This is a genomic window from Nitratidesulfovibrio sp. D1 (assembly GCF_051133415.1).
GTDB lineage: Bacteria > Desulfobacterota > Desulfovibrionia > Desulfovibrionales > Desulfovibrionaceae > Cupidesulfovibrio.
Genome location: NZ_JBPGNZ010000003.1, coordinates 202,042 through 221,645, shown reverse-complemented (window position 1 = coordinate 221,645; position 19,604 = coordinate 202,042). Strand labels below are relative to the sequence as shown.

General features: G+C 66.5%; 17 protein-coding genes and 1 tRNA gene. 11 read left to right on the top strand and 7 right to left on the bottom strand.

What is annotated here, in order from left to right; all coding sequences use genetic code 11:
* Window positions 1–44: 44 nt before the first annotated feature.
* Together ilvN and ilvB are read right to left on the bottom strand one after the other, a co-directional pair.
* Window positions 45–401 (bottom strand): acetolactate synthase small subunit, encoded by a 357-nt coding sequence (gene ilvN, locus ACR4XJ_RS06685; RefSeq protein WP_434754488.1) that lies wholly within the window; start codon window positions 399–401, stop codon window positions 45–47.
* Window positions 388–2,262, bottom strand: a complete 1,875-nt coding sequence (gene ilvB / locus ACR4XJ_RS06680; protein WP_434754487.1) for an acetolactate synthase large subunit — start codon at window positions 2,260–2,262, stop codon at window positions 388–390. The genes ilvN and ilvB overlap by 14 nt, the downstream gene beginning before the upstream one ends.
* A 519-nt stretch (window positions 2,263–2,781) precedes the next feature.
* Between ilvB and ACR4XJ_RS06675 the strand changes: the two genes are divergently transcribed.
* Window positions 2,782–2,857 (top strand) — tRNA-Thr (locus ACR4XJ_RS06675).
* A 401-nt stretch (window positions 2,858–3,258) separates the two neighbouring features.
* Window positions 3,259–3,603, top strand: coding sequence for a PilZ domain-containing protein (locus tag ACR4XJ_RS06670; RefSeq protein ID WP_434754486.1), 345 nt, complete (start codon window positions 3,259–3,261; stop codon window positions 3,601–3,603).
* Between the two features lie 56 nt (window positions 3,604–3,659).
* On the opposite strand, the gene ACR4XJ_RS06665 is transcribed toward ACR4XJ_RS06670, so the two are convergent.
* Both ACR4XJ_RS06665 and ACR4XJ_RS06660 read right to left on the bottom strand, forming a co-directional pair.
* The gene (locus ACR4XJ_RS06665; protein WP_434754485.1) at window positions 3,660–4,229 is read right to left on the bottom strand and encodes a TIGR00730 family Rossman fold protein; all 570 of its coding nucleotides are present in this window, start codon (window positions 4,227–4,229) and stop codon (window positions 3,660–3,662) included.
* 346 nt (window positions 4,230–4,575) lie between these two features.
* Entirely contained in the window at window positions 4,576–5,634 is a 1,059-nt protein-coding gene (locus ACR4XJ_RS06660) for a helix-turn-helix domain-containing protein (RefSeq protein ID WP_434754484.1), read from the bottom strand.
* 240 nt (window positions 5,635–5,874) lie between these two features.
* On the opposite strand from ACR4XJ_RS06660, the gene ACR4XJ_RS06655 reads away from it, so the two are divergent.
* Entirely contained in the window at window positions 5,875–6,651 is a 777-nt protein-coding gene (locus tag ACR4XJ_RS06655; protein ID WP_434754483.1) for an outer membrane protein, read from the top strand.
* Window positions 6,652–6,897: 246 nt separating this feature from the next.
* On the opposite strand, the gene ACR4XJ_RS06650 is transcribed toward ACR4XJ_RS06655, so the two are convergent.
* From ACR4XJ_RS06650 to ACR4XJ_RS06640, 3 genes are all read right to left on the bottom strand, one after another.
* A complete protein-coding gene (locus ACR4XJ_RS06650) occupies window positions 6,898–7,221 on the bottom strand; it encodes an IscA/HesB family protein (protein ID WP_333507151.1) in 324 nt (107 codons plus the stop codon).
* 114 nt (window positions 7,222–7,335) lie between these two features.
* Window positions 7,336–7,944, bottom strand: coding sequence for a DNA-3-methyladenine glycosylase I (locus tag ACR4XJ_RS06645; protein ID WP_434754482.1), 609 nt, complete (start codon window positions 7,942–7,944; stop codon window positions 7,336–7,338).
* The gene (locus ACR4XJ_RS06640; RefSeq protein WP_434754481.1) at window positions 7,941–8,420 is read right to left on the bottom strand and encodes a YbaY family lipoprotein; all 480 of its coding nucleotides are present in this window, start codon (window positions 8,418–8,420) and stop codon (window positions 7,941–7,943) included. The genes ACR4XJ_RS06645 and ACR4XJ_RS06640 overlap by 4 nt, the downstream gene beginning before the upstream one ends.
* A 417-nt stretch (window positions 8,421–8,837) precedes the next feature.
* Between ACR4XJ_RS06640 and ACR4XJ_RS06635 the strand changes: the two genes are divergently transcribed.
* The 8 genes from ACR4XJ_RS06635 (at window position 8,838) to ACR4XJ_RS06600 (ending at window position 19,575) form a co-directional block, all read left to right on the top strand.
* A complete protein-coding gene (locus tag ACR4XJ_RS06635; RefSeq protein ID WP_434754480.1) occupies window positions 8,838–9,914 on the top strand; it encodes an iron-containing alcohol dehydrogenase family protein in 1,077 nt (358 codons plus the stop codon).
* A 279-nt stretch (window positions 9,915–10,193) separates the two neighbouring features.
* Entirely contained in the window at window positions 10,194–11,375 is a 1,182-nt protein-coding gene (locus ACR4XJ_RS06630; protein WP_434754479.1) for a DegT/DnrJ/EryC1/StrS family aminotransferase, read from the top strand.
* 7 nt (window positions 11,376–11,382) lie between these two features.
* The gene (locus ACR4XJ_RS06625) at window positions 11,383–13,296 is read left to right on the top strand and encodes a cytidylyltransferase domain-containing protein (RefSeq protein WP_434754478.1); all 1,914 of its coding nucleotides are present in this window, start codon (window positions 11,383–11,385) and stop codon (window positions 13,294–13,296) included.
* Window positions 13,293–13,988 (top strand): cytidylyltransferase domain-containing protein, encoded by a 696-nt coding sequence (locus ACR4XJ_RS06620; protein ID WP_434754477.1) that lies wholly within the window; start codon window positions 13,293–13,295, stop codon window positions 13,986–13,988. Before ACR4XJ_RS06625 ends, ACR4XJ_RS06620 begins: the two co-directional genes overlap by 4 nt.
* Before the next feature lie 337 nt (window positions 13,989–14,325).
* Window positions 14,326–15,390, top strand: a complete 1,065-nt coding sequence (locus ACR4XJ_RS06615; RefSeq protein WP_434754476.1) for an N-acetylneuraminate synthase family protein — start codon at window positions 14,326–14,328, stop codon at window positions 15,388–15,390.
* 64 nt (window positions 15,391–15,454) lie between these two features.
* On the top strand, window positions 15,455–17,137 hold the full coding sequence (locus ACR4XJ_RS06610) for an LIC12162 family transferase (protein WP_434754475.1): 1,683 nt from the start codon (window positions 15,455–15,457) through the stop codon (window positions 17,135–17,137).
* A gap of 184 nt (window positions 17,138–17,321) precedes the next feature.
* Window positions 17,322–17,993 carry an acyltransferase gene (locus tag ACR4XJ_RS06605; protein WP_434754474.1) on the top strand — a complete coding sequence of 224 codons (672 nt, stop codon included), beginning with the start codon at window positions 17,322–17,324 and terminating at the stop codon, window positions 17,991–17,993.
* Between the two features lie 46 nt (window positions 17,994–18,039).
* Window positions 18,040–19,575 carry a lipopolysaccharide biosynthesis protein gene (locus ACR4XJ_RS06600; protein WP_434754473.1) on the top strand — a complete coding sequence of 512 codons (1,536 nt, stop codon included), beginning with the start codon at window positions 18,040–18,042 and terminating at the stop codon, window positions 19,573–19,575.
* Window positions 19,576–19,604 lie beyond the last annotated feature (29 nt).

The window sequence follows — 19,604 nt, the reverse complement described above, 5'->3', positions numbered from 1 at the left end:
TTCGCCCCGGCGGGACGCGTCATTTCCCGGAGGGGACGGCGCGGCTACCCGGCGGTCTCGCGTTCCCAGGCGGCCATGCAGTCGGCCAGCCGGGCGAACGCCTCGCCCCCGGCGGGGCGGCGGCGCACGTCCAGTACGTCGTGCAGCTTGCGCACCTGGCGCACCATCTGTTCCAGCCGTTCGTCCTCGGCCACCAGCAGCCAGATGCGGCTCACCTGGCCGCCGTTCACCGGCGTGCACAGGATGGCCTCGACGTTGAACGCCCGCCGGGCGAACAGCCCGCACACGTGCGACATGACGCCGGGGTGGTTGTTCACGGTCAGGCGCAGGGCCACCAGCGGCCGGGCAGACGGGGCGGCGCCGGCGGGCTGGCCGGGCCGGGCGATATCAGGCGTGGGCATGGCGGCCTCCGGTGGCGTCGACATGGGCGTCGCAATCATTGTCATCTTCCTGCATGGCGGCGTCCGTTTCCGGCTCGCCCCCGATCATTTGCAGATTGTCCGCGCCGGGGGGCACCATGGGGTACACGTTGGCCTCGGCGGGCACGGTGACCCGGATCAGGCACGGGCCGGGGGCGCGCAGGGCGTCGGCCAGGTCGCGCAGGGGGTGTTCGCTGGCGTCCAGGTCCACGGCGGGCACGCCGAACCCTTCGGCGATACGCGCGAAATCCACCTTGCGCCGGTACGCGCTGGCCACCAGCCGCCCCTCGTAGAACAGTTCCTGCTGCTGGCGCACCAGGCCCAGGGCGTTGTTGTCGGCCAGCAGGATCTTGACGTTCACCCCTTCCTCGGCGGCGGTGGCCAGTTCCTGGATGTTCATTTGCAGGCTGCCGTCGCCGGTGAAGCACAGCACCGTGGCCTCGGGCCGGGCCAGCGCCGCGCCGATGGCCGCGGGCAGGCCGAAGCCCATGGTGCCCAGCCCGCCCGAGGTCAGCCAGCGGCGCGGGCCGCGCAGGGGATAGGCCTGGGCCGTGCGCATCTGGTGCTGGCCCACGTCGGTGGCCACGATGGCGTCGTGGTCCACGGCGTCGGCGGCGCAGCGGATCAGGCCGTACGGGGTGCGCGGGTCGTCCGCGCCGGGCATGACGAAGGGGTGGCGGCGGCGGCATTCCTCCACCCGGGTCAGCCACGCCTCGCGCCCGGTCTCCGCGCGGTGGCGCAGCAGGGGCAGCAGTTCGGCCAGGGCCAGCCCCACGTCGCCGGTGATGCCGCAGTGCACCGGCAGGATCTTGTCCAGTTCGCTCTCGTCGATGTCGATGTGCACGATGGTGGCCTGGGGGCAGAAGCGCTCTGCCTTGCCCACGGCCCGGTCGTCGAAGCGGGCCCCGGCCACCAGCAGCACGTCGCATTCGGCCAGCAGCAGGTTGGTGTGCCGCGCGGCGTGCATGCCCAGCATGCCGAGGGACAGGGGATGCCCGGCGGGCATGGCGCCGAGGGCCATCAGGGTCATCACCGTGGGCAGCCCGGCCCGTTCGGCCAGTTGCACGGCCATGTCCGACGCGCCGGAGGCCACCACCCCGCCGCCCAGGTAGAGCATGGGACGTCTCGCCGCGTTGAGCAGCGCCGCCGCGCGGGATATGGCGGCCGGGTCGGGCGCGGGGGGCGCGGCAGGCTGGCCCGGCTGCGGCGGGTTGTCGAACACGGCCGGGTCCACCGGGGCCATCTGCACGTTCTTGGGAATGTCCACCAGCACCGGGCCGGGGCGACCGGACGCGGCGATACGGAAGGCGGCGGGAATCACCTCGGCCAGTTCGTCCACCGAGCGTACCAGGAAATTGTGCTTGGTCACGGGGATGGACATGCCGTAGATGTCCACCTCCTGGAAGGCGTCCGAGCCGACGAGACCCAGCGGCACCTGCCCGGTGACGCACACCACGGGCACGGAGTCGAGCTTGGCGTCGGCGATGGCCGTCAGGGTGTTGGTGGCGCCGGGGCCGGACGTGGCGAAGAACACGGCGGGCCGCCCGGTAACGCGGGCCATGCCCTGGGCCATGAAGCCCGCGCCCTGCTCGTGCCGGGCCAGCACGTGGCGGATGGAATCCGCGCGGCCAAGGGCGTCGTACAGGGGCAGGTTGGCCCCGCCGGGAATGCCCGCGACGACGTCGACGCCCTGCCGCTCCAGCAGGCGGATGACCAGGTCCGCGCCGTTGGGCTGGCGTTTCCGGGGAGTGGGTGCGGCGTCGGATGCGGCGCCGGGGGCGATGCCCGGTGTGGTGCCCGGTGTGATACCGGGCGCGTTGCTGGACGGGGTGTGGGCTGGCATGTGCGCTCCTCCTGTGGTCCGGGCGGAGCCGGGAGAGGGTGCGCCATTTCCGCCGCGTCGCGGAAAAACGACAACCCCCGCCGGCTCGCGCCGACGGGGGTTGGACTGTTCTCTGCTGCTGAGACCTGCCCCGGCTACGGCGCGACGCGACGTACTACGCGTACGACGACCGCTACGAATACCGGGGCCAGTAGGCCGGTGGCGTTCGGAAGTGCGGTGGCTGCGGTGCGGCGCATGGGGCTATCGTCCTTGCGTTGGAGATGCGAAGAAAACCTGGAAGACCATGGGTACCGGACTGTATGCCGCAGTCCGCGCGGCAGGTCAAGCCGACAAATATGGATTGATCGAACGAACAGTACAAGGCCGCGACGGCGCGTTGCTGCGGCACGGCAGCGCTGCCGCGCGGCTTGACGCCGGGGGCGAAACAGGCTAGTCAACCGTCCGCCGCGCGCAACGGGCCTTTCGTGCCCGTGCGGCCATGCGGCGCAAGCCGTGCGGACAGCATGCCCCGACCATCATGCCCTTGTAGCTCAGTCGGTAGAGTGCGTCCTTGGTAAGGACGAGGTCAGCAGTTCAATCCTGCTCAAGGGCTCCATTTCGGGCCGCCGGGAAACCGGCGGCCCGGCTTCGTTTCCGCCCCCCTTGCACCGTGCGCGTCCGCAGCCCCGCCAGACGGCGCGGCCAGACGGTGCGGCCAGACGCGGGCCGGAGGCGGCGCGGCCAGACGGTACGGGAGGTTGCGTCCGGGGCATGATAACCTGCGCCCGCCGCGCCTCCGACGGCGTCCGCACCATTGCCCGCGCGGGCGACACGTCATACCATAGGGCTGTAGGGTGGCCCCGCGCGTCCTTCTTCCTGCGTCCTCTCCGGCTCCTTTCCGGCCCGCGTCTTCCGCCCGCCGCCAGCCATTCTACGCACGCATCCGGCCCGCATGCCGTCACGCGCGCAGGCGCGCCGCATCCCGCGGCGACGGGCCGCCAGCACGGAGGGAACGTCATGAACGACCTCAGGGAAGACCGCAGGGAGCATTTCCGCATCAATCTGGCGGCCGACGAATACGACTACCCGTGCCGCATCCGCTACGGCGAGCACGAATACAAGGCGCGGCTGCTGGACGTGAGCACCGGGGGCGCGCGCCTGCTGGTGTACGGCGGCGGCGCGGACCTGGGCGGCGCGAGCAAGGGCATGTACCTGCACGCCACGGTGAGCGAGCCGGGCCACTTGCAGAACATCCCCTATCACACCCGCTGGTACCGGGGGAACGAAATGGGCGTGGAATTCGAACCGCCCCTGAACGCGGGCCGCGAGGAACTGCTGCGCGCCATGGCCCACTGCCGCTGAGGACGGCCCGGCGACAACGGATACGGAGCACGGACCGGACGCGAAAGCGCCGGGGGCTACAATCCCCACTTCTCCACGGTAACCGGGGTGTACGCGCGCATGGCGGCCACCAGCCGGGCCGGGTCCGCATGGGCCATGACCATGGCCTTGTGCCCCTGGGGCAGGAAGCGCTCCTCGATCATGTGGTCGATCATGCCGAAGAACGGCCCGTAGAAACCGCCCACGTCCAACAGGCCGATGGGCCGCGCGGGCGGATAGAGCTGGCCTTCCACCCATATCTCGAACAATTCCTCCAGCGTGCCGATGCCGCCGGGCATGGCCACGAAGCCCTCGGCCAGCTGGGCCATGCGGGCCTTGCGGCTGCGCATGTCGGGCACCACGTCGTGGCTGGTCAGCCCTTCGTGCAGTTGGCCGCGCTCCACCAGCTTCTCGGTGATCACGCCGTGCACCTCGCCCCCGGCGCGCAGGGCCGCGTCCGCCACCACGCCCATGAGCCCCTTGGTGGTGCCGCCGTAAACCAGGCGGATGGACTGGGCCGCCAGGGTCTGCCCCAGGGACACGGCGGCCTTCAGGTAGCCGTCGCCCCTTCCGAAATTGGAGCCGCAATACACGGCGATGCTGCGCATGACGAATGTCCCTTCTGTCGCGTGGTCGCGGCGATGCTGTGATGGTCCGATGCAGTGACGATCCTGCCGGGCGGCGCGCCCGCGCACGCCCGCAAGGGCGGTTACCTACTCCCCTGCGGCGCGGGGCGCAAGGGCGGAAACACCCCCGGTCCCGCCGCGTCTCCCCGCTGTTTCCCCAAAAACAACACGGGGCCGGATGTCACATCCGGCCCCGTGCATGTTCTTCATGCCAGGGCGGAAACAGGCGTGATCCCGCGCGGGCGGCGCGACGGGATTTTCGTGCTCCGGCAGCGTGGAAAAACCAAAGCTGCAAACCGGGATTTTTTTCCGCAACGCGCCTCAACCGTCAGGGAGCCCGCCGGAAGACATTGCCGGGTGTTTGCCCGTACTGTTTGCGGTAGGCGGTTATGAAGTGGCTGATGCTGGCATAGCCAATCTCAAAGGCACATTCGCTGACATTGCGCTTGCGCTCGCTAAGCATGGCATGGGCATATTGCAGCCTGCAATTATGCAAAAAACCGGCGATGGTAACGTTAAATAATTGTTTGAATGCCCTGTTGGCCTTTGATTCGCTCATTCCAACAGATGCGCACAGATCTTTGACACTTGTTTTTTCAAGAAATTCATTTTCAATGCGTTTTTTTAGACGCGTCAGGATGCGCACGTCATGTTCGGACAGAACAGCTGCCTGCGATCTTTGCGACAATTCGGCGTTACTTAATATCCTGGCGAAAAAATCAAGAGAGGCGGACCGCAGTTCCATGGCATTTAACGGATCGTCTTTACGCATACTCACGAGACGACGCCCAATGCTGACAAGATCAGGAGAGCCGCACCCCGCCAGGACGGGAATGCTGCGCCGTGTGCCGTCTTCGCGGAAATGCAGAATACGCGCCATGCTTTCTGCAAAACGCAGCCCGAAATGTTCCTTGGCCGCGTCTTCCGTCACCATGAGGGAAACATGGCTCCACGCTTTCGGAGCTGTTATGTGTCCCTTGGTGTGCTGACCATACCAATCTCCGGCGATGAAATCGTTTTCTTTCATCACGAAATGAAGCTCTTCGTTCCCCGCCACTTCCATGGTGCAGCGTCCTTTCAAAAAAAGCATGAAAATCGAACACGGCTGATCACAAAAAAAATCTGGAAGCGCACTATGGGGTGGAATGGGTCCACCACTGCACACAGTAAGGAATATTCCCTTCAGGGGTTCAAAAACGCTGTTTTGCACCTTGAAATCGCCCGCGCGGGCGACAAAGCTTGCAACGGATTCACGTGCGGCGGAAAGCGGCGGTATATTCCGCAGGGTTGTGGAGAGACTCGTGCAGGCGTCCACACAAATCTCAATCAGATCCACGCGGCCCTGCGCAACGGGTTCGTTTTTCCGGCACTGGTCGTTGTCGAGCATATCCACGCCACTCCTCCAGCACGCGTATTCGATTACCCCCCCTACAGCAGATGATAATCAAAATCAATGATAAAAGTTCATTGATCTTGCCGTATTGCGTGAACCGTCAGCATGTTTGTGAAGGCCGATACGGAATGCGATTAAACGTTGCCGGAATCCGGGCAAGACTCTCTTTTTTATATGACATATCAGCTGAAAATGATGTTCAAATTCATTTTGTTGCAACGCAGGAGAGTCATCATGAAGCGTCTTTTGGTTCTATTCCTCTTGGTTGGGATTCTGGGCGTCGCCCCGGCTCACGCTGCCGAGAATGAGCAGGTAGGGCTGTATGTCGGCGGCAAGCTCGGGATGAGCATCGAACGCTTTGATAACGCCAGATTTGGCCTCAAAGGAGGGTCGGAAAGCTTTCCCCCTCCATACGGGGATTTATCCTGGAACCACCAAAGCTTTGGTTTGGGCGACTTTCAGGACAGTGTCCCTGCTGGCGGTCTGACTTTGGGGTATGACTTCGACAAACGTTTCAATATGCCCGTGCGTGTTGAACTGGATTATACCCTGAGAGGCAAGGCCAGCGATACCAACCAGCAAAACGACTTGCCGTGGCAATACACTTCGCCGGTTTATGGGGACTTCACCGGGCCTACTTCCGTCAGAATGAAGAACTCGCTTCGCCTGCAAACCCTGATGCTCAACGCCTGGTGGGATATTGACACCGGAACGGCTTTTACCCCCTACATCGGGGGAGGACTGGGGTGCGCATTTGGAGAACTTAAATCCACAGCCACTGATGTCGAGGGAAATGAAGACACGAACGCCAGCGACAACTTTGCAAATTTCGCCTGGAGCCTTGGCGGGGGATTGGGCTATGCTGTCACTGAGCATTGGACGGTAGACCTTGGCTACCGCTATATCAATGCCGGCGACCATGAAATGGAGTATGACAATGGCGGAAACTATGTCAAAATCGATCGAATCGACGCACATGATATCATGTTAAGCCTCCGCTATACATTCTGACAGACACAAGTACAGGTTTGATTGCATCAAAATCCGCCGGCCGCAGTTCGCGGCTGGCGGATTTTACTTAATTCTTCTGCAATGTTATTTCTCAACACCGCATTGAAAGAGTGGGCATATGCCACTGCATACACCCACTCCAAACATACGAACCAAGGCCCTTCAGGGGAGCTGCGAGCCTTACGGCTGCGCGTCGCGCCCTTCGGGTCGGAAGCCAGCGGGAAAAAGGACGGTTGCAGTCGGCCCCTAGCCGCAGCAGCTGCTGGAACTCCCGCACCCGCTGCATCCCCCGCCGCCACCGCCGATCTGCACTTCGGAGGTCACGGCGAAGCCCATGGAGCCGAGGTCGATGTTGATGGCGCCGGACTGCTCCAGCAGCGCGTCATTGACGCAGAAGGTATAGCCGCCGGGCTCGAACACCTTGTCCTCCTCGCCGGGCTCGTCCAGGGCCAGGGCCAGGCGCGGGCCGCTGCAACCGCCGGGGGCCAAGTAGACGCGGATGGGGCTGCGCTCCTTGTCGGAGAAATAGGCATCGAGTTCCGTGCGGGCACGGTCGGTAAGCGTAATCATGGATTCCACTAGCTCCTTGCTGTTGCGATAGATAAAAACGATACGAATAATTATAGGCATCAATTCTTGCACTGGCAAGAAGCGCCGCCCCGCCTTCCCCCGCCCCTTGCCGGATCAGCCCCGGCGTTCCGCCGCCACCTCGGCGTGGCGGAAGCAACTGGTCAGGTGATCGTTGACCAGGCCGGTGGCCTGCAAATGTGCGTAGATGACCGTGGACCCCACGAACTTGAAGCCCAGCCGCTTCAACTCCCTGGACACCGTGTCCGACAGCGGCGTGGTGGCAGGCACCTGCGCCAGTTCGCGCCACTGGTTGCGCACCGGGCGGCCGTCCACGAAGTTCCAGACGAACGTATCGAAGCTGCCGTGGCGGGCCTGCACGTCCAGGAACAGCCGGGCGTTGTGCACGGCGGCCTCCACCTTCAGGCGGTTGCGCACGATGGATGCGTCGCCCAGCAACCGTTCCACGTCGGCCGGGGTGAACCGGGCCACCACGGCGGGGTCGAAGTCCGCGAACAGGCGGCGGTAGCCTTCGCGCTTGCGCAGGATGGTCAGCCACGAAAGCCCGGCCTGCGCCGCCTCCAGCACCAGGAATTCGAAGTGGATGCGGTCGTCGCGCACGGGCACGCCCCACTCTGCGTCGTGGTAGGCGATCTCTTCCGGCGCGCGCGCCCACGGGCAGCGCGCCACGCCATCCTGCGCGCCATGCATGGCCGCCCCGCTCATCGGGCCATCTCCAGCACCAGTTCCAGGTAGGCCGGGTTGCCGTGCGTCAGCACGTACTGCGGGGCCGGGGTGCGGAACCACACCCGGCCCGGTCCGCCGTCCGTGGCGGGCTCGAACAGGGTGGCCTCGATCACGTAGTTGCGGCGCTGGTCGATGCGGGCGGCGTCGAAATCGATGCGGTACGGCGCGGGCGCCCGCACCGGCGCAGGCAGTTCCACGCGGGCCAGTTCCACACCTTCGCCGCCATCGGTCACGTCCAGCAGGCGCACCTCGCCCTGCACCGAAAGCGGCAGCAGGATGCGCTGGCGATAGGTTACCGTGCCGCTCAGCGTGGCCAGCGCGCCGGGCCGGTGCAATTTCAGCTTTTCGCTGCACCCGGCCAGCAGCGCCGCCAGCACCAGCAACGCCGCCAGCACCGCAAACCCGCGCGCTGCGGACGGATTTTCCTGCATTGTCGAGTTGTTGCCGTCGTTCATGCATCCTCCCCAAGGGCTGTTGAATGATCCATTCCACCACCTCCCTGCCATACCCGCGCGCCCAAGGCCAGCATTGTGCGGCGCACCGGCCCCTTTTCCATTGACTTTGGCACGCCGAATCCTTACTGCTGCATCCGTCGCGAATCCCATCCACTCCGTTCCGGCGGGCACCCCCACCGGCAGCACGCGGCCACACCCCGCCCGGCATCGCCGGCCACCCCATGCATACCCCCGCACCGTCCTGCCTTCTCCGCGCCTCCGGCCCGCCCGGCCGGGTCTTCACGCACGTCGCACCGCCGGGCCGTTTCCCCGGCTAGCCGCTTGTCCCCCATATTTCCGGGCATCTTGCCCGCTCCCGCGAATGCGCCTAGAATGCGCGACGCGGCGTACCTTCCGCACAACCCCCAGGAGATTTCCATGTACCGCAACACCAAGAACGTTCCCTTCTACATCCTCGGCAAGGGTTCCTTCGCCCAACTGGGCGACCTCGTGGACGCGCGCCGCGCCGCCGTGGCCGGTCCCGCCGTGTTCTTCGTGGACCACTACTTCCGGGGGCGCGAACTGGAAGGCCGCCTGCCCAAGAAGGACGGCGATCTCGTGCTGTTCGTGGACACCACCAACGAACCCACCACCGGGCAGATCGACGACTTCACCGCCGCCGTGCGCGCCCATGACAACCGCCTGCCCTGCACCGTGGTGGCCATCGGCGGCGGAGCCACCCTGGACGTGGGCAAGGCCGTGGCCAACATGCTGACCAACCCCGGCCAGGCCGCGGACTACCAGGGCTGGGACCTGGTCAGGAACCCCGCCCCGCACAAGATCGGCGTGCCCACCCTGTCCGGCACCGGCGCCGAATGCTCGCGCACCTGCGTGCTGCTGAACGCCAAGCGCGGCATCAAGCTGGGCATGAACAGCGACATCACCATGTACGACCAGCTGCTGCTGGACCCGGAACTGACCCGCACCGTGCCGCGCGACCAGTACTTCTACACCGGCATGGACACCTACATGCACTGCATCGAATCGCTGCGGGGCAGCTACCGCAACGTCATCGTCGATGCCCTGGCCCAGAAGGCCGTGGACATGTGCGAGGAAATCTTTCTCTCCGACGACATGATGGCCGAGGAAAACCTGGAAAAGATGATGATCGCCTCGTACCTCGGCGGCATGAGCGCCGGTAACGTGGGCGTCATCCACCCCATCTCCGCCGGGCTCTCCGTGGTGCTGCACACCCACCACGGCATCGCCAACTGCTACGCCCTCAGCGTGCTGGGCGAATTCTACCCCGAAGACTACCCCAAGTACGCCAGGATGATCGAACGCCAGGGCGTCAACCTGCCCAAGGGCCTGTGCGCCAACCTCTCCGACGACCAGTTCAAGGCCCTGGTGGCCTCGTCCGTGGTGCACGAAAAACCCCTCGTCAACGCCCTTGGCCCCGACTTCCGCAAGATCCTCACCGACGAGAAGGTCATCTCGCTGTTCAAGGCCATGTAGGGCTGGAAAGGATTTTAACCGGGGAGGGGACCTTTTGAAAAAGGTCTCCCTCCCCGGACCCCTCCCCCCAAAACTTTTCATCAGGGGCGACTGCGCTGGCAAAACGGCGGATGCACCGTCATACTTTAGCCGTCCCCCACTCGCCTTGCCCGTATCCTGACCGGAACGCACGCAGTGCGGTACGGTCAGGCATAAGGGGTCAAGGGGGCACGGCCCCCTTGCGGGGCGTGGGGCGGAGCCCCACACACTCTTGATGCTGCGTTGCAGGAGCACGTACAGATGGATATCAAGGTGAATTTCAGCGGCCGCGCCCTCTACTACACGGAGGACGAGATTGCCGTTGTGGCCGAGGCCATGCGCACTGCCGAGACCCTGACCCAGGGCCGGTACATGCAGGAATTCCAGCGCAAGTTCGCGGAATACCTGGGCGTGGAGCACTGCTTCGCGGTGATGAACGGGGTGTCGGCGCTGGAACTGTCGGCGCAGTTGTGCCGGTTCAAGTCGGGCGATGAGGTGGTCATCCCCTCGCACACCTTCACGGCGTCGGCGTATCCGTTCCTGAAGAAGGGCGCGAAGCCAGTGTGGGCGGACATCGACCTGCGCACCCGCGTGGTGACGGCGGAAAGCATCGAAAAGGTGCTGACCCCGCGCACCAAGGCCATCGTGGTGGTGCACCTGTACGGATATGTGGCGGACATGCCCGCCATCATGGACCTGGCCCGTTCGCGCGGCATCCTGGTGGTGGAGGACACGGCCCAGTCCATCGGCGCGGACGTGGACGGCAAGATGTCCGGCAGCTTCGGCGACTTCGCCATCTACTCCTTCCACTCGCACAAGAACCTGACCACACTGGGCGAGGGCGGCATGCTGGTGGTGCAGGACCCGGAACTGGCGAAGCTGGTGCCCATGCTGCGCCACAACGGGCACTGCGGCTTCGACTTCGAGCGGCCCGACTACTGGGTGCCCGCCATGGGCAACGTGGACATGCCCATGATCGACGGCGAAATGCTGTGGCCCAACAACTACTGCATCGGCGAGATCGAATGCGCGCTGGGCATCAAGCAGCTGGAGCGCATCGACCGCATCAACGCCGAAAAGCGCGAGCGCGCCGTGCGCTTCATCGACGCGCTGGCCGACTACCCGGAACTGGAGTTCCACCGCGTGGACACCACCCGGCACAACTACCACCTGCTGGCCGCGCGCATGACCAACGGCAAGCGCGACGCGTTCATCCGCGCCATGTTCAACGACAAGGGCGTGAAGTGCGTGGTGCAGTACTACCCGCTGAACCGCTACCCGTTCTACCAGCGCCTGGGCTACGGCGCGGCGGACTGCCCCAACGCCGACGCGTTCTTCGACAACATGATCTCCTTCCCGTTCCAGCACTGGCTGACCGGGGCGGAGTTCGACTACATGCTTGCCGCCGCCAAAGACGTGCTCGACGGACTGCGCAGGGGTTAGCGGCACCATGACCGCCACCCGGCGCTGCATCGTCATCCCCGCCATCAAGAAGAACGCGGTCATCCCCGACCAGTTGGTGAAACGGCTGGCCGGGGTGACCCTGATCCAGCGCGCCATCGACACGGCCCGGTCCGTGGCCGAGGCGGCGGACATCGTGGTGGTCACCGACAGCCAGGAAATCGCCCTGGTCTGCGAGCGCAACGGCGTGCGCCATCACTACAACGCCAGCCTGCGCTTCACCTCGCTGGACATCGTGCGCGAACTGCGCGGCGTGCTGGAAGAACTGGCCGCCGCCTACCCGTACCTGGTCATCTACCGGGCCAGTTGCCCCCTGCTGACCGGGCACGACATCGACGACGCCTTCGCCCGCTTCCGGAACGAGGGCGCGGACGTGCTGGTGACGGTGAAGAGCATCCGCCAACGGGTATGGGAAAAGCGCGACGGCAGCCTGGACGCGATCCTGGCCGACGAAGGGCCGGAGGACGGGCAAGACGACGGGCAGGACGACCGTTCCTCCGGCAACCGCGAAGTCTACGTGGAAAGCAAGGCGCTGGTCATGCTGCGCGCCTCGGCGCTGGCCCCCGGGGCCACCCCGCGCGTGATGCCCTATTTTCTCAACGACCGGGCCATCGAGATCAACAGCTACCAGGACTGGTGGCTGTGCGAAAAGCTGCTGGAGCGGCGGCACATCGTGTTCGTGGTGGCGGGCTACCCGGCCATCGGCATGGGGCACGTGTTCCGCGCCCTGATGCTGGCCCACGAGATTTCCGACCACAAGATCACCTTCCTGTGCACCCGCGACAGCGAACTGGCGGTCAAGAACATCGCCGCGCGCGACTACCGCACCTACATCCAGCAGACGGACGACCTTGCCGCCGGGCTCGCACCCGGGCTTGCGCAGGACGTGTTGCGCCTTGCGCCGGACCTAGTGGTCAACGACATCCTGGACACCGGCGCGGACTACATGCTGCGCCTGAAGGCCGCCGGGGTGCGCACCGTGAACTTCGAGGACGAAGGCCCCGGCGCGGCCCACGCCGACCTGGTGGTCAACGCCCTGTACGAGGAAAAGCACGACGACCCGCGCCTGCTCTACGGCCACCGCTACTTCTGCCTGCGCGACGAGTTCATCGCCGGAGAGCGCAACGAGTTCCGGCCGCAGCCCCGGCGGGTGCTGGTCACCTTCGGCGGCACCGACCATTCCGACTTCACCCGGCGCACCCTGGACGTTATCGAACCGCTGTGCCGCGAGCGGGGCATCGCCATCAGCATCGTGGCCGGGCCGGGCTACGCCCACCGCAAGGGCATGCAGGCCCACGTGGACAAGCTGGCCCACATGGACAAGCTGACCGGACCCGCCGCGCCGCATCCGCCGCTCATCGAGTTCACCCACGCCACCAACGTCATGTCGCGCAAGATGGAAGGGGCGGACATCGCCATCTGTTCCGCCGGGCGCACCGTGTACGAACTGGCGCACATGCGCGTGCCCGCCATCGTCATGGCCCACCACGAGCGCGAGGCGCGCCACACCTTTGCCCGCGCCCGCAACGGCTTCGCCTACCTCGGCGTGATGCACCCCTTCCGCGAGGGGGCGCTGCGCCGGGCCTTCAGGCGCATGCTGGACACGAATTTTCGCCGCGCCCTGCACCAGCGCATGCAGCGGCTGGACTTCACCCGCAACAAGGCCGGGGTCGTCGCGCGCATCGGCGCGCTGCTGGCCCCCGCGCAGGGCGGGGCCGCGCCGCGCCGTCCGTCGTACATCGACGAATTGCCCTTCGGCCCAGACTTCGACCTGCGCAGCGCGCTCATCGAGCAGTCGGCCGCCAGCGAAGGAACCGCCACCGCAGGGAGCACGGCCGGGGGTGCGCCCTGTGCGCCCTCTGCGCCCTGTACGCCTGACGCCCCGCACGGAGACTCCGCATGAGAACCGTCGCCCTGATCCAGGCCCGTCTGGGCTCCACCCGCCTGCCCTGCAAGACCATGCTCTCGCTGCACGGCCTGCCCGTCATCGACTGGGTGGTGCGCCGCACCCGCAAGGCGGAACTCATCGACGAGGTGGTGGTCGCCACCTCCCACCGGCCCGAGAACGACGTGCTGGAATACCATCTGTCGCGTCAGGGCGTGGCCGTGTTCCGTGGCCCGGAGGACGACGTGCTGGAACGCTTTCGCCTCGCCGGGGCCGCCCACGGCGCGGAACAGGTGGTGCGCATCTGCGCCGATAACCCGCTGATCTGGGGACCGGCCATCGACGACCTGATCCGCTTCTGGCGCACCGAGCATGCCGCCGGAGCCTGCGACTACGCCTACAACCACATTCCGCGCGGCAACACCTACCCCGACGGCCTGGGCGCGGAAACTCTGTCCTACGCGCTGCTGGCCGACATCGCCGCCAAGGCCACCCTGCCCGCCCACCGCGAGCACTGCCTGTCGTACATCTGGGACAACCCCGGCCAGTACCGCATCCGCACCTTCGACCCGGCCAACCCCGCCCTGCGCCGCCCGGACCTGAAACTGGACATGGATACCCCCGAAGACTACCGCGCCCTCGCCCTGCTGGACATCCACCCGGACATCACCCCCGAGGAGATCGTGGCCCTTTTTCCGCCCAAGGGGTAATCAACAAGAATGCAGGGGCGCTGCCCCTGCACCCCGCAAGGGGGCACACGCGTTGCGATCGCTATCCATAATGTTCGCGCTGCGCGCTCACATAACGGCTACCGTCCCCTTGACCCCTTTTTATGGGGTATTCGCTTAACAAGCCGTCCCCGAGACCCCACCCCAACTAAAAAGTTTGGGGGGGAGCCTCAGCCGTTATGCGAGTCTTCGAGCATTACGGATGAGGACAGCAAGGCGGGGTCCGGGGAGGGGGACCCTTTCCAAAGGGTCCCCTCCCCGGTTACTCTTCCCTCCGCAAATGCCTTCCCCCCATTTCGCAACCACAAGGAGCACGGCCATGCGCCTGACCGACATATTCAGCACCAAGCCTGCGTGCGCGGCGCGCTCGGGCGTCCAGCGTCCGTACATCATCGCCGAGGCGGGCGTGAACCACGAGGGCAGCATGGACATTGCCCGGCGTCTGGTGGACGAAGCCTGCGCGGGCGGCGCGCACGCCATCAAGTTCCAGACGTACAAGGCGGCCACGCTGGCCTCCAAGGATTCCCCGGCCTACTGGGACACCACCAAGGAGCCGACCAAGAGTCAGTACGAACTGTTCACCCGGCACGACAAGTTCTGGAAGGGCGAATTCGAAGCCTTGAAGAAGCACTGCGACAGCGCGGGCATCGAGTTCATGTCCACGCCGTTCGACGTGGAATCGGCGAAGTTCCTGAACGACATGATGGACGTGTACAAGATCTCGTCGTCGGACATCACCAACAAGCCGTTCATCGAATTCTTGTGCGGGTTCGGCAAGCCCGTCATCCTGTCCACGGGGGCCGCGCACCTGCACGAGATAGCCGAGGCGGTGGAGTGGATAGAGGCCAAGGGCAATCCGCTGGCGCTGCTGCACTGCGTGCTGAACTACCCCACCGACGACGCCAACGCGGCCCTGGGCATGATTCCGGCGCTACGCCAGCACTTTCCGCAGCACGTCATCGGCTACTCGGACCACACCCTGCCCCGCGACATGAAGGTACTGGAAGTGGCCACCCTGCTCGGCGCGCGCATCCTCGAAAAGCACTTCACCCACGACAAGACCCTGCCCGGCAACGACCACTACCACGCCATGGACAAGGACGACCTGGCCCGCTTCAACGCCTCGCTCGACCGCATCCTGCCCATGGTGGGGCCGTTCGCCATCTCGGCGCTGGCGTCCGAAGACCCGGCCCGGCGCAATGCCCGGCGCAGCCTTGTGGCGGCGCGGCGCATCGCCGCCGGGGCGGTGGTCACCCGCGACGACCTGACCTGGAAGCGCCCGGCCCACGGCGTGAGCCCGCGCGACATCGACGCGGTGCTCGGCAAGCGCGCCCGCGCCGACATCGAGGAAGACACCGTGCTCCAGTGGAGCCATCTGGAATAGGCGGACGGGCAACCGTCACGTGGACGGGCCTTCACGAAACACCGCGCCCCGCGCGCAGCCGCACATGACCCAACGCCGTACCCTTGTCCTTGCCATCGCCCCCGACGACGCCGCGCCCGACACCCACCTGATGGCCGGGCCGTGGTGCTTCCACGGACGCGAGGACGCCTTTCCCGACTGGGACGCCCGCTTCACCTTCGGCCCCGACCCCTACGCCGACGGCGACGAGGTGGCCGCCGCCATCGACGAGGCCAACAGCTACGCCATCTCGCGCATCCCCGACCTGGCCCTGCGCCTGGGCGCGCACCACGGCGCGGACCTGCCGCGCGACTTCTGGGACCTGACCCTGTACCCGTGGCTGACCCTGTGCTGCCAGATGCTGCATGAGCGCCAGCGCCGCGTGCAGGACATGATCCGCCTGTGGGGCACGGAAGAACTGGACGTCCCCCTGCTGCCGCGCGACTGCGCCTTCTCCTTTGAGGACAGTCACCAGTTCATCCTGGCGGGCGCGCAGGACCAGTTGTTCAACTGGTGGGTGTTCTCGCGCATCCTTGAACCGCAACTGCCCGCCGCGTGGCGCGCCATCCATGCCGAGCCGGTCGTCCGCCATTCCGGCGCGCCCGCCGAGGGCGGCCTGCGCGCGCTGGCGCGGCGGCTGCTGTACGCGCTGCCGTTCCCGCGCATCAAGGGCTTTTCCACCCTGCAATCGCTGGCCTTCTCCATGGCCTTGCTGGGGCCGCGCACCAGCGAGGACCGCACCATCCCCCTGGCCCAGCTCAAGGGCCGCATGCCGGTGTGGCGCTTCGAGCCGGACGACATCATCCTGCCGTCCATCCCCCGCGCCCTGTGCAGCGAACGCCTGCCCCGCACCGTGCGGCAGCGCCGACCGCGCACCCGCGTGGTCAACGTGGCCTCGTACCACGACGACGCCTACCGCATGCGCGTGGCCCTGGACCGCGCCGCCGGGGCGCGGCTGGTGTTCATCCAGCATGGCGGCAACTACGGCCACATCCGCGAATCCGCCGTGGTGCCCTACTACGAATACCGCCAGCACGCCTTCGTCACCTGGGGTTGGACCAGCCATGCGCCGTTCCGGGGCAACTTCCTGCCCCTGCCGCACGGCCAGCTGGACCGCGTCAGGGACAGCCATGCAGACCGCACCGGCGCGCTGGTGCTGGTGGGCGCGGAGATGAGCCTGCTCTCGTACCGCCTGGATTCGCGCCCGCAGCCGCTGCAATGGCTGTCGTACCGCCGCGACAAGGCGCGCTTTCTCGCCGCCCTGCCCGACCACGTGCGCGCGTCCGCCCTGTACCGCCCCTATTTCCGGACCATGAGCGGCCTGGACGACGGCCCGTGGGTGCTGCGCCGCTTTGCCGACGTGCGCCGCTGCGAAGGCAGCCTGGACGAGCACATGCTGGGCTGCCGCCTGCTGGTGCTGGACCACCACGGCACCACCCTGGAACTGGCCATGGCCGCCAACACGCCCACGGTGCTGTACTGGAACGCCGACCACTGGCGCGTGGGGCGGGAAACCGCCGCCGCCCTGGCCGAACTGGCCGCCGTGGGCATCCACCACGCCACGCCCGACGCCGCCGCCGCGCACATCTGTCGCATCTGGCCCGACGTGCAAGGCTGGTGGCAGAGCGAACCCGTGCAGCAGGCCCGCCGCAACTGGTGCGCCCAGTACGCCCTGACCACGCCCGGCAGCATCAACGGCATCTGGCTGGACGCGTTGCGCGGGTTGTAAGAGAAGAAAACAAACCGGAAGAGTTGCGGGGGAGGGGCACCCTTTGCGGCAGCCGTTATGTGAGCGCGAAGCGCGAACATTACGGATGGCGACCGCAAAGCGTAAAAGGGTCTCCCTCCCCCGCACCCCCACCCCTCCCAAACTTTTTAGTTGGGTGGGTAACGCGGTTCGGAAGGGAACAGACATGGGCGGATTCATTGCCAAGGCGCTGCGCAAGGTTCGCGAGGAAGGGCTGACCCCGCGCGACATCGTGTCCTACGGCTGCATGGCCCTGCACCGCAGTGCATCCTGCCTGTGGGGCACGGTGCGCATGCGGGTCAAGGCCGCGCTGTTCGGCGTACGGATGGGCCACGGGTGCGAATGCTGCGGCCCCGTCATCCTGCAACGCTGGCCGGGCAGCCGCATCGAACTGGGGCGCGGGGTGGGCGTCATTTCCTCGTCGCGGCGGTGCACCTCGGCCACCATCCACGCACCCACCCGTCTGCGCACTTTTGCGGGCAGCGCCGCCATCCTGATCGGCGACGGCGTGACCATGAACGGCGCCGCCATCACCGCCCGGTCGCGCACCATCCGCATCGGCAAGGGGACCATGATCGGCCCCAACTGCGTGATCACCGATTCCGACTTCCACGCGCCATGGCCGCCCGAAACGCGCCTGACCACACCGGCCTTCGAGCGCGACCGCGACGTGACCATCGGCGACGACGTCTGGCTGGGCATGCGCTGCATCGTCCTGAAGGGCGTGACCATCGGCGACGGCGCCATCGTGGCCGCAGGCAGCGTGGTCACCCGCGACGTGCCCCCCGCCACCCTCGTGGCGGGCGCGCCCGCCCGCGTGGTACGGCAACTGCCGTAGCAATCCGCTGGCGCAGCCCCCGGTTTCTTCCTCCCACAGGACATCCATGACCCAACAAACCCTTGCCAAGCGATACGCGTTCAAGCTGCTGGCGAACGTGGCGTCCATCCCGGTGTACCTGACCATGGAGGCGGTGCTGCCGCGCGCCCTTGGTCCCACAGGGTACGGCAACTACAGCTTTGCCACGAACATGTTCCAGCAGTTCGCGGGGTTCCTGGACATGGGCACCTCCACCTGCTTCTACAACGCCCTGTCGCGGCGGCAGCAGGAGTTCGGGCTGGTGTCGTTCTACGTGCGGGTGGCGGCGCTGGTGCTGGCCATCACCATGCTGTTCTCGCTGTCCGCGTTCGTGCCGGGTCTGGGGCAATGGCTGCTGCCGGACGTGCCCGCGTGGATCGTGCCGCTGGCGGCCCTGTGGGCGTTCCTGACGTGGTGGGGCCGGGTGCTGCGGTCCATGAACGACGCCCTGGGAGTGACGGTATCCAGCGAGATTTCGCGCACGGTGCTGAACCTGGCCAGCGTGGGGGCGCTGCTGGCGCTGTTCCTGCTGGGCTGGCTGAACATGGGCACCCTGTTTGCGCACCAGTACGTGACCCTGATCGCGCTGGCCGTGGGCTATGCCATGGTCCTGCGCGGGTGCTGGCCCACGGTGACCTTCCGCATGGCGCGGGACGAACGGCGCGCGTACACGCGCGAATTCGCGGACTACAGCACGCCGCTGTTCGTGCAGGCGCTGGCGTCCACCGTCTTTCTGGTGGCGGAGCGCTGGCTGCTGCAAACCTTCAACGGCAGCGCGCAGCAGGGGTTCTTCGCCCTGTCGCAGAAGGTGGGCATGGCCTGCTTCCTGTTCGTCTCGGCCATGACGCCGCTGGTCATGCGCGAGTTGTCCATTGCCTGGGGCAAGGGCGACCGGACGGAAATGGGCCGGCTCATGGACCGCTTCGCGCCGCTGCTGTTCACGGTGGCGGGATATTTCTCGTGCTTCACGGCCATGGAGGCCCCGGCGGTGGTGCGCATCTTCGGCGGGGCGGACTACGCGGCGGCCATCCTGCCGGTGCAGATCATGGCCCTGTACCCGGTGCACCAAGCGTACGGGCAGCTGGCGGGTTCGGTGTTCTACGCCACGGGCCGCACCCGCACCATGCGCAACATGGCGGTGACGGAATACGTGCTGGGCTTCGGCCTGTCGTGGCTGCTGCTGGCCCCGGCGGACAAGTTCGGCTTCGGCCTCGGGGCCATGGGCCTTGCGGTAAAGACGGTGCTGGTCCAGTTCCTGTCGGTCAATTTCATGCTGTGGATGAGTTCGCGGATCATCCCCCTGAACTACCTGCGCAACGTGGCGCATCAGGCGCTGTGCCTGGCCTTTCTGGCCGGGGCGGCGTGGGCCTGCCGCAGCCTGACCATGGCCGTAGGGCTGGGGGACGCGCAGGACATCGTGCGCTTCTTCGTGTCCGGCGTCATCTATTCCGCGCTGGTGGGCGGGGCGGTGCTGGCCGTGCCGCAACTGGTGGGCCTGACCCGGCAGGACCTGCGCGGGCTGGCCATCCGGGCGCTGGGGCGGTTCCGCAAACCGCAGGCGTAGCGCCGGGCCGTCGCACCGCTTTCGTGCGC

Coding starts and splice junctions, on each gene's coding strand:
- ACR4XJ_RS06635 (WP_434754480.1), top strand. CDS start 8,838: ATGTACCGCAACACCAAGAACGTTCCCTTCTACATCCTCGGCAAGGGT.
- ilvN (WP_434754488.1), bottom strand. CDS start 401: ATGCCCACGCCTGATATCGCCCGGCCCGGCCAGCCCGCCGGCGCCGCC.
- ACR4XJ_RS06605 (WP_434754474.1), top strand. CDS start 17,322: ATGGGCGGATTCATTGCCAAGGCGCTGCGCAAGGTTCGCGAGGAAGGG.
- ACR4XJ_RS06615 (WP_434754476.1), top strand. CDS start 14,326: ATGCGCCTGACCGACATATTCAGCACCAAGCCTGCGTGCGCGGCGCGC.
- ACR4XJ_RS06600 (WP_434754473.1), top strand. CDS start 18,040: ATGACCCAACAAACCCTTGCCAAGCGATACGCGTTCAAGCTGCTGGCG.
- ACR4XJ_RS06620 (WP_434754477.1), top strand. CDS start 13,293: ATGAGAACCGTCGCCCTGATCCAGGCCCGTCTGGGCTCCACCCGCCTG.
- ACR4XJ_RS06630 (WP_434754479.1), top strand. CDS start 10,194: ATGGATATCAAGGTGAATTTCAGCGGCCGCGCCCTCTACTACACGGAG.
- ACR4XJ_RS06650 (WP_333507151.1), bottom strand. CDS start 7,221: ATGATTACGCTTACCGACCGTGCCCGCACGGAACTCGATGCCTATTTC.
- ACR4XJ_RS06655 (WP_434754483.1), top strand. CDS start 5,875: ATGAAGCGTCTTTTGGTTCTATTCCTCTTGGTTGGGATTCTGGGCGTC.
- ACR4XJ_RS06645 (WP_434754482.1), bottom strand. CDS start 7,944: ATGAGCGGGGCGGCCATGCATGGCGCGCAGGATGGCGTGGCGCGCTGC.
- ACR4XJ_RS06640 (WP_434754481.1), bottom strand. CDS start 8,420: ATGAACGACGGCAACAACTCGACAATGCAGGAAAATCCGTCCGCAGCG.
- ilvB (WP_434754487.1), bottom strand. CDS start 2,262: ATGCCAGCCCACACCCCGTCCAGCAACGCGCCCGGTATCACACCGGGC.
- ACR4XJ_RS06625 (WP_434754478.1), top strand. CDS start 11,383: ATGACCGCCACCCGGCGCTGCATCGTCATCCCCGCCATCAAGAAGAAC.
- ACR4XJ_RS06665 (WP_434754485.1), bottom strand. CDS start 4,229: ATGCGCAGCATCGCCGTGTATTGCGGCTCCAATTTCGGAAGGGGCGAC.
- ACR4XJ_RS06670 (WP_434754486.1), top strand. CDS start 3,259: ATGAACGACCTCAGGGAAGACCGCAGGGAGCATTTCCGCATCAATCTG.
- ACR4XJ_RS06660 (WP_434754484.1), bottom strand. CDS start 5,634: ATGCTCGACAACGACCAGTGCCGGAAAAACGAACCCGTTGCGCAGGGC.
- ACR4XJ_RS06610 (WP_434754475.1), top strand. CDS start 15,455: ATGACCCAACGCCGTACCCTTGTCCTTGCCATCGCCCCCGACGACGCC.